The organism is Silvimonas sp., from assembly GCF_031291215.1.
GTDB lineage: Bacteria > Pseudomonadota > Gammaproteobacteria > Burkholderiales > Chitinibacteraceae > Silvimonas > Silvimonas soli.
Map to the genome: position 1 here is coordinate 155254 of NZ_JARLJK010000059.1, position 13971 is coordinate 169224.

9 protein-coding genes are annotated in these 13971 nt (G+C 57.9%); 2 read left to right on the forward strand and 7 right to left on the reverse strand.

Annotated elements, in window-relative coordinates:
* Window positions 1-7: 7 nt before the first annotated feature.
* From glgA to glgB, 5 genes are all read right to left on the reverse strand, one after another.
* Window positions 8-1444 carry a glycogen synthase GlgA gene (gene glgA, locus P4L78_RS05295; RefSeq protein WP_283148343.1) on the reverse strand — a complete coding sequence of 479 codons (1437 nt, stop codon included), beginning with the start codon at window positions 1442-1444 and terminating at the stop codon, window positions 8-10.
* A gap of 111 nt (window positions 1445-1555) precedes the next feature.
* Entirely contained in the window at window positions 1556-2830 is a 1275-nt protein-coding gene (gene glgC, locus P4L78_RS05300) for a glucose-1-phosphate adenylyltransferase (RefSeq protein ID WP_283148344.1), read from the reverse strand.
* A gap of 162 nt (window positions 2831-2992) precedes the next feature.
* A complete protein-coding gene (locus tag P4L78_RS05305; RefSeq protein WP_309327169.1) occupies window positions 2993-4624 on the reverse strand; it encodes an alpha-D-glucose phosphate-specific phosphoglucomutase in 1632 nt (543 codons plus the stop codon).
* A gap of 6 nt (window positions 4625-4630) precedes the next feature.
* The gene (gene glgX, locus P4L78_RS05310; protein WP_309327170.1) at window positions 4631-6721 is read right to left on the reverse strand and encodes a glycogen debranching protein GlgX; all 2091 of its coding nucleotides are present in this window, start codon (window positions 6719-6721) and stop codon (window positions 4631-4633) included.
* Complete coding sequence (gene glgB / locus P4L78_RS05315) at window positions 6718-8898, reverse strand: 1,4-alpha-glucan branching protein GlgB (protein WP_283148347.1); 2181 nt, start codon at window positions 8896-8898, stop codon at window positions 6718-6720. Before glgB ends, glgX begins: the two co-directional genes overlap by 4 nt.
* A 258-nt stretch (window positions 8899-9156) precedes the next feature.
* Between glgB and P4L78_RS05320 the strand changes: the two genes are divergently transcribed.
* Both P4L78_RS05320 and P4L78_RS05325 read left to right on the forward strand, forming a co-directional pair.
* Window positions 9157-10791 (forward strand): alpha glucosidase, encoded by a 1635-nt coding sequence (locus P4L78_RS05320; protein WP_309327171.1) that lies wholly within the window; start codon window positions 9157-9159, stop codon window positions 10789-10791.
* Between the two features lie 122 nt (window positions 10792-10913).
* Entirely contained in the window at window positions 10914-12059 is a 1146-nt protein-coding gene (locus P4L78_RS05325) for a glycerate kinase (protein ID WP_309327172.1), read from the forward strand.
* A gap of 44 nt (window positions 12060-12103) precedes the next feature.
* Here P4L78_RS05325 and P4L78_RS05330 read toward each other — a convergent pair whose 3' ends face one another.
* Together P4L78_RS05330 and P4L78_RS05335 are read right to left on the reverse strand one after the other, a co-directional pair.
* The gene (locus P4L78_RS05330; protein ID WP_309327173.1) at window positions 12104-12661 is read right to left on the reverse strand and encodes a YbhB/YbcL family Raf kinase inhibitor-like protein; all 558 of its coding nucleotides are present in this window, start codon (window positions 12659-12661) and stop codon (window positions 12104-12106) included.
* Window positions 12662-12847: 186 nt separating this feature from the next.
* The gene (locus tag P4L78_RS05335) at window positions 12848-13768 is read right to left on the reverse strand and encodes an AraC family transcriptional regulator (RefSeq protein WP_309327174.1); all 921 of its coding nucleotides are present in this window, start codon (window positions 13766-13768) and stop codon (window positions 12848-12850) included.
* Window positions 13769-13971: the final 203 nt, after the last annotated feature.

A 13971-nucleotide genomic window follows, 5' to 3' on the forward strand; every position in this document is an offset into this window, starting at 1 on the left:
CAGGCCGTCAGGCCAGTAGCTGTTCATAAAGATTGAAGTACGAGCGGGCCGAGTTTTCCCAGCCAAAATCTTGTGTCATGGCTACTTTGCGCACGGCTTTCCAGTCTTTGGGGCGAGCCCAGAGTGCCAATGCGCGCCGCATGGCCTGACGCAAGCCATCTGCACTGAATTCTTCAAACACAAAGCCGGTGGATTTTTCATCCGCCATATCCTCCAGCGTAGTGTCCACAACCGTATCCGCCAGCCCGCCGACGCGACGTACCAACGGCAATGCACCATATTTGAGTCCATACAACTGGGTGAGCCCGCAAGGTTCAAAACGGCTTGGCACCAAAACCACATCTGCCGCCGCCATCAAACGGTGCGATTGCGCCTCGTCATACCCGATCTGCACCGTAACCTGCCCAGGCTCATGTAGCGCTGCCGTGTTAAAGGCGTGTTCCAGATGCTGGTCACCGCTTCCCAGCAAGGCAAACTGCGCCCCGGCGGCTACCAGTTCCGGAAGCAATTCCAGTACCAGGTGCAGGCCTTTTTGCTCGGTGAGGCGACTGACCACCACAAACAAAGGCGCGTCGGCATCGGATTGCAAAGAGGTTTGCTCTTGCAGCGCCAGTTTGTTGCGGGTTTTTTGCTGCGGTTTGTCCGCTGAATAGGTTGCCGGGATCAATGCATCGGTCAGCGGGTCCCACACCGCGCTATCCACACCATTGAGAATGCCGGTTAACGCATCGCGCCGGTCGCGCAACAGGCCATCCAGCCCGCAGCCTTGTTCAGCTGTGGTGATCTCACGTGCATAAGTGGGGCTGACCGTGGTGATGTGGTCGGCGAAGTACAAGCCCGCTTTGAGAAATGAAATCTGCCCGTGAAACTCCAGCCCGTTCATATTGAAAAAACTGCCAGGCAAACGCAAACCATCAAACACCCACGCCGGGAAGACGCCCTGATAAGCCAGGTTGTGTACCGTGAACACCGATTTGGCCGGACGCCCACGTGCTGCCAGATAAGCGGGCAGCAAACCGGTGTGCCAGTCATGGCCATGCACCACCTGTGGGCGCCAGAATGGGTCCAGCCCGCTCGCCAGTTCGGCCCCAATCCAGGCCAGCAGGGCAAAGCGCAGATGGTTGTCGTTATACGGTTCGAGATGCGGGTCCAGATAAGGGTTGCCGCTGCGGTCGTACAGACCTGGCGCGTCAATGACGTAGATTTCCAGATCGCTCTCGGCCACGCGCCCAAACAACACGCGTACCCGTCCGGCAAAGGTATCCAGCGTGCCGACTTCACCTTCTTCCACGAAGCCTGCGCGTATTGCCGGAAAGCCCGGCAACAACACACGGGTATCTACGCCCAGTTCTTTCAGCGCGGGTGGCAGTGCGCCAGTCACATCGGCCAGGCCGCCGGTTTTAAGCAACGGAAACAGTTCAGAACAAACGTGCAGCACTTGCATGTCAAATCTCTCCCTGCGTTACCTCAATGAGTAACGTATTGGGCGCTGTTCAGGTTGCAGGCTGATAACAGCGGGTGCCAAAACACGGCTGGCGTGTTGTGCTCAGCTAGATCACAACTTGGCGAGCATGTCCCGGGTGATCAGCACCACGCCTTCTTCGCTGCGATGAAAGCGGCGGGTGTCTTCTTCGGCGTTCTCACCGACTACCAGTCCGTCCGGAATCACGCAAGCGCGATCAATCACGCAGCGCCGCAAACGGCTGGAGCGGCCGATAACCACGTCGGGCAGGATGACCGCCGAGTCGATGGTGCAGAACGAATGCACGCGCACGCTGGAAAACAACACCGAGTTGATCACCAGCGAACCGGACACAATGCAGCCGCCGGATACCAGCGAGTTCAGCGTCATGCCATGGCTGCCATTGCGGTCTTGTACAAACTTGGCGGGTGGCAGTTGTTCCTGATGGCTCCAGATCGGCCAGGTACGGTCGTAGACGTCCAGTTCCGGCGTAACCGAGGCGAGGTCCAGGTTGGCTTTCCAGTACGCATCCACGGTACCGACGTCGCGCCAGTAAGGTTGGGATTCGGGGTCGGATGACACGCAGGACAATTCAAACGGATGGGCAAACGCTTTGCCTTCGCTCACCGCTTTGGGGATCAGGTCTTTGCCAAAGTCATGGCTGGATTTGTCATCTGCGATGTCTTCATCCAGCATTTTGTAGAGGTAATCGGCGTTGAAGATATACACGCCCATTGAGGCTAGTGAAGATTCTGGCTTGCCCGGAATCGGCGGCGGGTCTGCGGGTTTTTCGACAAAATCGATAATGCGGCGGTATTCATCCATGTGGATTACGCCAAAGGCCGAGGCGTCCACCCGTGGTACTTCAATACACGCCACCGTGCACTCGCCGCCTTGCTCGACGTGATCGAGCAACATGCGTGAGTAATCCATTTTGTAGATGTGATCCCCGGCCAGGATCACCACGTATTCCGGGCGATAGCCGCGGATGATATCCATGTTCTGATACACCGCATCGGCCGTGCCGCGATACCAGTGTTCTTCGTCGATCCGCTGCTGCGCGGGCAGCAGATCAACAAACTCATTCATCTCGTTACGCAAAAACGACCAGCCGCGTTGCAGATGGCGCAGCAGACTGTGCGATTTGTATTGGGTGATGACGCCAATGCGTCGGATGCCCGAGTTCAGGCAATTGGAGAGGGCAAAGTCGATGATGCGGAACTTGCCACCAAAATGGACGGCCGGTTTTGCTCGCTTATCCGTCAATGCCTTCAGCCGCGACCCGCGCCCACCTGCCAGAACCAGCGCTACCGATTTATTCGGTAGTTGTCGGGCCAGCGTGATTTTGTCCATGATCGGATACTGCATGGTTGTCTCCACGGTTTTCTGGTGAGCGCCCATTTGTCTGCCCTCTTTATATGGGTTAGAACCGTTCACAAATCTGTTTGGGCAGGCACCTGGCGGCTGACGTGTTGCAAAGTCAGGCCAGGTGTTGCCACCCTGACGGCTTTGGCGCGGGTACTAGTGGTTTCAGGTCACGACCGTGGGTTCCTTACGGCCAGTTAGTTCGGCAATGCGCGCCAGTTCACGAGATGCGGTGATGAGGTCGGCCAATGCCTCTTGCGGCGGCGTGGCGTGACGGGTGACGTCAGCCTCGTAGCTTTCAAGATAGACCCGTAGCGTGGCACCTTCCGTACCGGTGCCAGACAGGCGGTAAATGATGCGGCTGCCATCAGCAAAAATGATGCGCACGCCTTGTTTCTGGGACAGCGAACCGTCAACCGGATCGAGGTAGGCGAAGTCGTCCGCCAGTTGTACGGTGCGGTTGGCCAGTTGCGTACCGACCAGAGTGGTCAGCTTGCCGCGCAGATCACTCATCAGCGTATTGGCGGCGTCAGTGTCGATGCCTTCAAAATCGTGGCGCGAGTAAAAGTGACGGCCAAACTTTGCCCAGTGTTCTTCCACAATCTCGGCCACGCCCTTACCGGTGGCGGCCAGAATGTTCAGCCAGAACAACACGGCCCAGACGCCATCTTTTTCGCGGATATGGTTGGAACCGGTGCCGTAACTTTCTTCGCCGCACACAGTCGCTTTGCCCGCATCGAGCAAGTTGCCGAAAAACTTCCATCCGGTTGGGGTTTCATAAGCCGGAATCCCCAGCGCCTTGGCGACAACATCGGCCGCTTGCGAGGTCGGCATAGAGCGCGCAATGCCAGCCAGCCCGCTCTTGTAACCTGGCGCGACCGTGGCGTGCGCGGCGATGATCGCCAGGCTGTCTGACGGCGTGACCACGAGCTTGCGCCCGACAATCATGTTGCGGTCAGCATCGCCATCCGAAGCAGCGCCGATATCGGGAGCGTCGGCTGCATCCAGATGTTCGATCAGATCGGTGGCGTAAACCGGGTTGGGGTCCGGGTGATGGCCGCCGAAGTCTTCCAGCGGAATACCGTTAACCACTGAGCCCTTGGGCGCACCCAACAAGCCTTCCAGAATCTCTATCGCGTAAGGACCGCCCACGGCAGACAAGGCGTCGTAACGGATACGATGGCCATTGTCCAGCCAGGTTTTGATAGCATTGAAATCAAACAATTGCTGCATCAGTTCAGCGTAATCGGCCACCGGGTCGATCACTTCAACGGTCATGCCATCCAGCGTGCCGCTGGCGATGGTATCGATGTCGTAATCCAGCGCACCGGAAATCAGATAGCGGGTGATGGTCTCGGTTTTGGCGAAAATGGCGTCGGTGACTTTCTCGGGTGCCGGGCCGCCGTTATCAATGTTGTACTTGATGCCAAAGTCGCCATCTGGCCCGCCCGGGTTATGCGAGGCCGACAAAATAATGCCGCCAGACAATTTGTGTTTGCGGATCACGCAACTGGTGCCGGGCGTAGATAGAATCCCGCCTTTACCGACCATGACTTTGGCCACGCCGTTGGCGGCGGCCATTTTCAGAATGGTCTGCACGGCGACTCGGTTGTGATAGCGGCCATCGCCGCCGAGCGCCAAGGTTTTGCCTTTGACATCGCCCAGCGCGTCAAAGATGGCCTGGACAAAGTTTTCCAGGTAATGCCGTTGCTGGAACACGCCGACTTTCTTGCGTAGACCCGAGGTGCCCGGTTTCTGGCCGGTAAAAGGCTGGGTCTGGATAGTTTGGGTACTCATGATTTTTCAGTCCGTTGATGTTGGCGTATTTTTGTTTTGGGTCTGGATAGACAGGGCAGGGGCGTCGATAGGGCATTCGTCCGACAGCATGACCGTCACACTGCGCGGTGATGCGCGGTATTCATCCTGATGCAGACCTGATTCTCTGGCCTGCGCACTTGCAAGCTTTACTCGCCAGCAACCGGCTGGCAAGCGAAATTCCAGTTGGTGAGCCGAGCCGTTGATCAACACCAGGATGCCGCCGTTCAAGGCCAGCATCATGGCGCGGGCGGCGCTGTCATCCCAGTCATGCGATTTCAACAGCCCGCCCGACGGGTTGAGCCATTGCACATCGTATTCATCGGCTTCGGTGGACGGCGTCTCGCGCCACCATTGGCCATTAACCAGCGCCGGGCAGTTTTTGCGCAGGGCAATCAGCTCGGCCACAAAGTCGGTGAGGCCGGTGTCGGCACTGGACCAGTTCAACCAACTGGTGGCGTTGTCCTGGCAAAACGCATTGTTGTTACCGCCCTGGGTTTGACCTAGTTCATCGCCAGCCAGCAGCATGGGCGTGCCTTGCGCCAGGAACAGCGTGGCAAGTAGCGCCCGGCGTGAGCGGTCGCGCAGCAGTTGCACGTCTTCGTCGTCAGTCGGGCCTTCTTCGCCGCAATTCCATGACAGATTATCGCTGTGACCATCGCGATTGTTCTCGCCATTGGCCTTGTTGTGCTTCTGGTTGTAACTGGTCAGATCGGCCAGCGTGAAGCCATCATGCGCGGTGATCAGGTTGATCGATGCCCACGGCTTGCGACCCGGAATATGAAACAGATCGCTGGAGGCCGCCAGGCGTTGTGCCAACTGACCGCGATTGACCCCATCGTGTAGCCAGAAGCGGCGCAGGGTATCGCGATACTGGTCGTTCCATTCCGCCCAGCCGGGTGGAAAGTGGCCAAGTTGATAGCCGCCTGTGCCGACATCCCACGGTTCGGCAATCAATTTGACGCGGCTGAGAATCGGATCTTGCGCGATGGCGGCAAACGGCCCGGCTTGCGTGGTAAAGCTGCCACTGGCGCCACGGCCGATGATCGGGGCCAGATCAAACCGAAAGCCATCGATATGGCATTCGGTAACCCAATAACGCAGGCTGTCCATCATCAGTTGCAACATGCGCGGGTGGCTGAGCTTGAGAGTGTTGCCGCAACCGGTCCAGTTCTCGTAATTGCCATCGCCAGTCAGGTGGTAATAACTGGCGTTATCAATGCCGCGTTGCGACAGCGTGGGCCCAGCCGCATCCAGTTCGGCGGTGTGGTTGAACACCACATCCATGATCACTTCAAAACCCGCATGATGCAGCGCTTTGACCAGATCACGAAACTCGGAAAGCGGCGTACTGCCTTTGGCGCCGGACCAATAACGCGTTTCCAGTGCCATCAGCGCCAGCGGGTTGTAGCCCCAGTAATTGACCAGGTTCATGCGTTGCAAACGCGGTTCGTCGGCATGCAGCGTTACCGGTAGCAATTCAACCGTCGTCACGCCCAGCTTTTGCAAATGCGCAATCACGGCGGGGTGCGCAAAACCGGCGTAGGAACCACGCAATGCTTCAGGCACATCCGGGTGCAGCATGGTCATGCCGCGGACGTGGGCTTCGTAAATCACGGTTTGTGACCATGGATGACGCGGGCCAACGTCACCTTCCCAATCGTATGTTTCGGCCGTGACTCTCGCTTTGGGGGCGAGTTCAGCGCTGTCGGTCGGATCTGCCTGACCCGGGTTTTCCAGATCATCCCCCAGAAAGTTCGAGTGATCGTGGACATGCCCGACGACATCCTTGGCGTAGGGGTCGAGCAATAATTTATTGGGATTGAAACGATGTCCGTCACGCGGCGCATAAGGGCCGCTCACCCTATACCCGTAAAGCTGTCCCGGTTTGCCATTGGCCAGATAGCCATGCCAGATGCCGTTCTCGTTAGCGGGCAAGCTCAGCCTGGTTTCGGTGCCGGCGGCATCAAACAGACACAGTGTGACCGCCGTGGCGTTCTCCGAGAACAAGGCAAAGTTGATGCCCTCGCCATCGAAAGAGGCACCAAGCGGCCAGCCACGCCCTTCTTGCAGCGTCATGGTGCTACCCGCTTCAGATAGATGGTCGCCAGAGGTGGCAAGGTCAGCAGCAGCGATTGGGCAAAGCCGTTGCAAGCTTCATCAGTGGTGTATTGCGGCGGATTGCCGATGTCGCCGCCGCAGTAATATTGCGAATCGGTATTGAGGATTTCGGCGTACTGGCCGCTGTGTGGTACGCCCACCCGGTAGCCTTCGCGCGGGACCGGGGTGAAGTTACAGATCACCACGATTTCTTCACCGGCCACGTCATTGCGGCGGAAGAAGGCGTAGATCGAATTGGCCGCATCGTCGGCGCTGATCCAGCCAAACCCTTCCTCGGTGAAATCCTTCTGATACAGCGCACCTTCGCGGCGGTAAGTCTGGTTCAGATCGCGCACTAGCGTTTGCACGCCACGATGCCAATCGATTTCCAGCAAATGCCAATCCAGGCTGGTTTCGTGATTCCACTCTTGGCCCTGGGCGAACTCGCAGCCCATAAACAGCAGCTTCTTGCCCGGATGCGCCCACATAAAGGCGTAATACGCGCGCAGATTGGCAAATTTTTGCCAGGTATCGCCGGGCATGCGGGTCAGCAGTGAGCCTTTGCCATGGACCACTTCATCGTGCGACAGCGGTAGCACAAAGTTTTCGTGCCACGCGTACATCAATCCAAAACTCATCTTGTTGTGATGATGTTTGCGATGCACCGGGTCCAGCATCATGTACGACAGCGTGTCGTTCATCCAGCCCATATTCCACTTGAAGTGAAAGCCCAGCCCGCCATCGGCAGGCGGTCGGGTTACGGCCGGGAAGGCGGTGGATTCTTCGGCAATGGTGATCGCCTCCTGGCGCACCGTGCCGACGGTTTCGTTCATGCGTTTGAGAAAATCAATGGCTTCCAGGTTCTCCCGCCCGCCAAAGCGGTTGGGAATCCATTCACCTTCTTTGCGGCTGTAGTCGCGGTAGAGCATCGAGGCCACGGCATCGACCCGCAGGCCGTCAATGCCGTAACGCTCGACCCAGTACAACGCGTTGCCGATCAGGTAATTGCGGACCTCATTGCGCCCGTAGTTAAAGATGAGCGTGTTCCAGTCCTGATGAAAGCCTTCGCGCGGATCGGCGTGTTCGTACAGGTGAGTGCCGTCAAAGGTGGCCAGCCCCGCGGCGTCGGAGGGGAAGTGTCCAGGCACCCAATCCAGAATGATGCCTAAGCCGGCTTTGTGTGCGGTGTCGACAAAATGACGGAAGTCATCGGGCGAACCAAAACGTGAGGTCGGCGCATAGAGCCCTAGCGGTTGATAGCCCCAGGAGGCATCAAACGGATGCTCATTCACCGGCATCAACTCGATATGGGTAAAGCCCAGACCTTGCACATATGGCACCAGTTGATCGGCCAGTTCGCGGTAAGTGAGCCAACGCTGGCCTTCTTCGGGGATGCGTCGCCATGAACCAAGATGCACTTCGTAAACGCAAACCGGCGCGTTAAAGGCATTGGCCTGGCGGCGCTCAACACTCGGCTCCACCCACGCCGGCAAACGGCTAACGCGAGAGGCTGTGCCTGGCCGCAACTCCATCGACAAACCATACGGGTCGGACTTCAAAAACACATCGCCGTTGTGGTCGCGAATTTCGTATTTGTAGAGTTGGCCGATCTGCGCGCCGGGCATGAATAATTCCCAGACACCGCATTCAGGCCGATACCGCATGGGATTGCGGCGGCTATCCCAGAAATTGAAATCGCCGACCAGTGCTACGCGGCGGGCGTTGGGCGCCCACACAGCGAATGACACGCCACCGACGCCATCAATGGTGGTCGGATGCGTGCCCAGTTTTTCATAGGGGCGAGTGTGTGTCCCTTCTGCCAGCAGCCAGATGTCCATATCGCCCAGACTCGGGCCAAACCGATAAGCATCTTCCAGATCAAACTGGCCGTGCTCCCAGGTCACCAGCAAGCGGTAGGCAAAGCGGTTTTTGCGGCGCGGGATAACACCTTCAAAAAAACCGCGCTCATCGGTGCGTTCCAGCGTGGCCAGCTTGCGGGCGTTGATGTCTATAACGCTGACTTCAGTTGCATCCGGCTGAAAAGCGCGCACCACCAAGCCTTCGTCAGTTTCATGCAGACCAAGTATCGAGAATGGATCGGCGTGATCGCCAGTGAACAGGGCATCCCGGGCGGCGGTTGCTAGCTTATAAGGCATGACGCGATCTCTTGGTGGGCGTTTATAGGCAAACGGATTGATGTCACGTGCTATATACAACTGCGTTGCATGCTCATTCAGAACCAGGCCGACCCAGAACCGGGCCAACCGGCGTTGTACTGTCTCTGGCTCCACTACATTAAGTTAATTTATAGCTCAACGGTTACGCGGATGCTGTTCTGCAATATTGGCTTGCTAAGTTTTCAGCGAAATCTGACAAAAATTTGCGTTTCACCCTGACCAGATTAAGGGCGACACATGGCTAAACAAAGTAAGGCGTGGTGGCGCGGTGCAGTGATTTATCAGATATACCCACGCAGTTTTATGGACAGCAATGGTGACGGCGTGGGCGACCTGCCCGGTATTCGCCAGCACGTTCCATACCTGAAGCGTTTGAACGTCGATGCGGTGTGGATTTCGCCCTTTTTCAAATCGCCGATGAAGGACTTTGGCTACGACGTTGCCGATTACCGCGAGGTCGATCCGCTGTTTGGCACGCTGGCCGATTTTGATGCGCTGGTGGCGGATCTGCACAAAGCCGGTTTGCGGGTGATTATTGACCAGGTGCTGTCGCACAGCGCGGACGTGCATCCGTGGTTTGAAGAAAGCCGCCAAAGCCGTGATAACCCCAAGGCTGACTGGTATGTGTGGGCCGATGCCAAATCCGATGGCACGCCGCCTTCCAACTGGCTTTCGGTGTTCGGTGGTTCAGCATGGCAATGGGATGCACAACGGCGGCAGTACTACCTGCACAATTTTCTGGTCTCACAGCCAGACCTGAATTTTCATTGCGAAGACGTACAACAAGCGACTCTGGATAACATCGAGTTCTGGCTGAAACGCGGTGTGGATGGTTTTCGCTTTGATGCCTGCAATTACCACTTTCACGACCGCAAACTGCGCAGCAATCCGCCCGCCGCAGTGGTGGATGACATCACCGTCACTGCTGCTAATCCCTACGGCATGCAGCAGCACTTGTATGACAAAAGTCGCCCGCAAAATCTGAAGTTTCTCAAGCGTCTACGCAAGCTGCTGGACCAATATGGTGCAGCCAGTGTGGGCGAGGTGGGGGACGATGACTCATTAACGCGCATGGCTGAATACACATCGGGCGGCGACAAGCTCAATCAGGCCTACAGTTTCAATTTGCTGACCGAACATTATTCAGCCGAGTTCATTCGCGGCCAGGTGTTGGCGATGGAGCATCATCTGGCCAATTACGACAAGCCGGGCTGGGTGTGCTGGTCGGTGGGCAATCATGACGTGCCGCGGGTGCTTACTCGCTGGGGCCACAATGTGGCTGATCCACAATTTTCCAGAATGGTGCTGGCGCTGTTGACCACCTTGCGCGGCAGCAGTTGTATTTATCAGGGCGACGAGCTGGGCCTGCCCGAAGCCGATATTCCTTTTGATTTGCTGCAAGACCCGTATGGCAAAGCGTTCTGGCCGCAGTTCAAAGGCCGCGATGGCTGCCGCGCGCCCATGCCCTGGAAAAAGCATGCAGCCAACGCCGGGTTCACGGTGGGCACACCGTGGCTACCCATCCCCGAGGAACACAAAGCGCATGCCGCGACGGTGCAAGAACGGCCACTGGATTCGGTGCTCAATTTCACCCGGCATTTTCTGGCATGGCGCCGCCATTATCCGGCGCTGATCCGCGGGGACATCAAGTTCTACAAAGCGCCTGAGCCGGTACTGCTGTTTACCCGCAAACTGGATGACACCACCATCCTGGTAGCGCTGAATCTGGGCGACGCGGAAATGCGCGTGACGCTCCCTGGCACTTTGCACAATGTGATTCCCTTGTCCGGACATGGTTTGGGGCGCGGGTTGATCGACGATGGTGTGATCGATCTCGGGGCGTTTGGCGGCTCTTTTGCTACGGTTCGGTAGTTCATTCACCCCAAAGCGGTGCGGCTCCGCGAGGGCTGGGTGAGCAATTCGTTGCATCTGACGGGATTGCAATTCAGGATTAGCGAATCCGCTAGCGCACCCGTTACCGCGAATACACAAACATGAAAATCGTTATTGCTCCCGATTCATACAAGGAAAGCCTGAGCGCGCTGGAAGTTGCCATCCAGATCGAAGCCGGATTTCGCGAAGTCTTTCCATCTGCGGATTACCTCAAGATGCCGATGGCGGATGGGGGCGAAGGCACAGTGCAAGCCATGGTTGAGGCCACGCAAGGCAGGCGCATTGAGGTGACGGTGACCGGGCCGTCAGGCGAGCCGGTGGCCGCGTTCTATGGCTTGACCGGTGATGGCCGTACCGCAGTGATCGAAATGGCTGCGGCCAGTGGTTTGGCATTGCTGACCCCAGCGCAACGCAATCCGCTATTTACCACCAGTTATGGCACCGGCGAGTTGATTCGTGCCGCGCTGGACGCGGGTGCTCGCCATTTCATTCTCGGTATTGGCGGCAGCGCCACCAACGATGGTGGCGTGGGAATGGCCCAGGCGCTGGGCGCGCGTTTTATCACGGCCGAGGGCAAGGAACTCGGGCGCGGTGGCGCTGCGCTGGCGCATCTTGCCAATATTGATCTGGCTGGACTTGATCCGCGCCTGGCGCAAAGTGCGATTGAAGTCGCTTGTGATGTCGATAATCCGCTCACCGGCCCGAACGGCGCTTCTGCGGTATTTGGCCCGCAAAAAGGCGCGACGCCAGAGATGGTGCGCCAGCTTGATGCCAATCTCGCGCACTACGCCGGGATCATTCAGCGCGACTTGGGCCTGGATGTGAATAACGTCGCCGGAGCTGGCGCTGCTGGTGGCATGGGCGCGGGTATGCTCGCGTTCTTGCAGGGTCGTTTGCGTGCGGGCGGTGATATCGTCGCCGAAGCTGTGGGGCTGGATGCGGCAATACGCAATGCCGATCTGGTCATCACGGGGGAAGGGCGCATGGACGGCCAGACCATTCATGGCAAAACGCCCATGGCCGTAGCGCTGGTGGCGCAACGCCACGGCGTGCCAGTGATTGGCATTGCCGGAAGTTTATCCGGCGATGTGGCCGTGGTTTACCAGCATGGTATCGACGCCGTATTCAGTGTATTGCACTCCGCCAGCACGCTAGACGAGGCACTAGTCCAGGCGGCGCAGAATGTGCGGCTAGCCGCGCGCAATGTGGCGGCGGCCATTAAAGTGGGCCAGATCATCGGGCGATGATTGGCACTGCCGATTGTTCATTGGCCCGCTTCAAGCCACGGGCATCAGCGCCCGTAGGTGGCAGTGATGGTCGCGCTGCCGATGGCCTGCGCCTGAATGGCAGCGCTGACCCGCTCCGGACTGTCATCCGGTTTTACTGCCAGATTGGGCACTTTCAGCGCATAAACAGTGAAGTTGTAGTGATGCGGTTTGTCGCCCTGCGGCGGGCAAGCGCCGCCCCAATAGGCACTCCCGCCGCTGGAGTTGCTTTGCTGCGCGCCCGCGGGCAAACCCTTGCCGCCATAGCCACCAGCGTCAGCGACCAGATGGTTGGTGCTGGCAGGCAAATTGAAAAGCAGCCAATGCCACCAGCCATGCGCGCCCGGCGCGTCGGGGTCGTGCATGATCACTGCAAAACTTTGCGTACCGGCAGGCGGGTTCTGCCAAGCCAGATCAGGCGAAATATTCTGGCCACGGCAGCCATCGCCATAGGCCACTTGTTTTTGCGACAAGGTAGCGCCGTTGGTGACATCTTTGCTGGTCAGTACAAAATCAGCGGCACTGACGTAGCTTGCGGCTAGCGCCAGGATAGTGGCGGAGAGAAGTTGGATAGGTTGTTTCATGGGCTTCGTTCCTCGTTACTGTGTTGGATATCGTGCTGCGGTATGCATCCGCATCTCTCAAATCAAACGCAGTCTCAATTTACGAAAACAGGGCGCGAAGGTATCGCCGCAATCGGTCAGATTCTCGCCCGTGCCGGTCAAAATTCAGAATATACGGCAGCGGACCGTCGTATCAGCGTGTACGGTTCAGGCGTTTTGCATGTCGGCTGTTGCCCGTTCTGTCGTGCCAGCCTTGGGTAAAAAGTCCGTCGGGGATTGCTCAAACGAGGCTCGCAAGGCCAACGGCGCCAGACCAAAGCGCAAACGAAAAGCCGCACCAAAGCGTGAGGGGGATGAATAGCCGCACGCCTCGGCAACGCGCTGGATCGGCGTATGACCATCCAGCACCATGCCCAGTGCCCGTTCCATGCGCACATCGTTGAGTAATTCGCTGAACGATGTGCCTTCATCGCGCAAACGGCGACGTAGCGATGATTCGCTCAGTGCCAGCTTGCGAGCAACGTCGTCGGCCCGCCAGTCAGCGGCGACGTTGCTGTAAATTGCCCAGACCACGCGTTCGCGCCAGCGGCCAGGTTGCGCCATCAGCAACTCGCGGCCAACACCTTGACGGGCCAGCGCCAGCCATAAGGCCTCCCAGCGCAACTCGACCAGCGCGTCAGACAGCTTGTCGTGATGCGGCAGCAGAATTTCGCCCACATAATCGGCCAGCGCCTTGCGGCAGTTTTCGTCAGGTTGAATCTGAGGATCGCCATCGAGCCGGGCGGGCAGCACGCTGGCATAACGTTGGCGGAACCGTTGCAGCATGCTGGCATCGGCAGCGATCACCACTGCGGCGAAATAACCGTTGTCCGGATCGGGCACGTTGGTGAAGGTGATTTCGGTGCCCGCATTGACGGTAAACCAGTCGCCCGCGCGGCAGACGTATTCATTTTGCCCGGTCTTGATGTGCTTCTCGCCCGCCAATACGGCAATCAGGCACGGCACAAAGTACGGCGTGCGCTGTACTTGCACACGTTGGTGAAAGCGAAACAGCGCGGCGCCGCCCACGAAAGTGCGTTCGGTCAGATGCGGCAGAGCCAGTAGCTGTGTCAGGAGAGTCTCATGCATGGTCGGCTCCGCCGGATAGGTCGGCGCATAGACTACCGCGTGTTTTTCGGTTTTTCCTGAATTTATTGTGAATGTCGCGAAATCAGCCGCCAGACGTTGTCTTTGGCCTACACCTTCGCGCAATAACGCACGGCTGCGCGAGGGCGTTATTGATTGGCGTAAAGCGGCGTTTGAAGTATTTTAGGCGGCGGATTTACCCGAAA

Coding starts and splice junctions, on each gene's coding strand:
- P4L78_RS05305 (WP_309327169.1), bottom strand. CDS start 4,624: ATGAGTACCCAAACTATCCAGACCCAGCCTTTTACCGGCCAGAAACCG.
- P4L78_RS05335 (WP_309327174.1), bottom strand. CDS start 13,768: ATGCATGAGACTCTCCTGACACAGCTACTGGCTCTGCCGCATCTGACC.
- P4L78_RS05325 (WP_309327172.1), top strand. CDS start 10,914: ATGAAAATCGTTATTGCTCCCGATTCATACAAGGAAAGCCTGAGCGCG.
- glgC (WP_283148344.1), bottom strand. CDS start 2,830: ATGCAGTATCCGATCATGGACAAAATCACGCTGGCCCGACAACTACCG.
- glgB (WP_283148347.1), bottom strand. CDS start 8,898: ATGCCTTATAAGCTAGCAACCGCCGCCCGGGATGCCCTGTTCACTGGC.
- glgX (WP_309327170.1), bottom strand. CDS start 6,721: ATGACGCTGCAAGAAGGGCGTGGCTGGCCGCTTGGTGCCTCTTTCGAT.
- P4L78_RS05320 (WP_309327171.1), top strand. CDS start 9,157: ATGGCTAAACAAAGTAAGGCGTGGTGGCGCGGTGCAGTGATTTATCAG.
- P4L78_RS05330 (WP_309327173.1), bottom strand. CDS start 12,661: ATGAAACAACCTATCCAACTTCTCTCCGCCACTATCCTGGCGCTAGCC.
- glgA (WP_283148343.1), bottom strand. CDS start 1,444: ATGCAAGTGCTGCACGTTTGTTCTGAACTGTTTCCGTTGCTTAAAACC.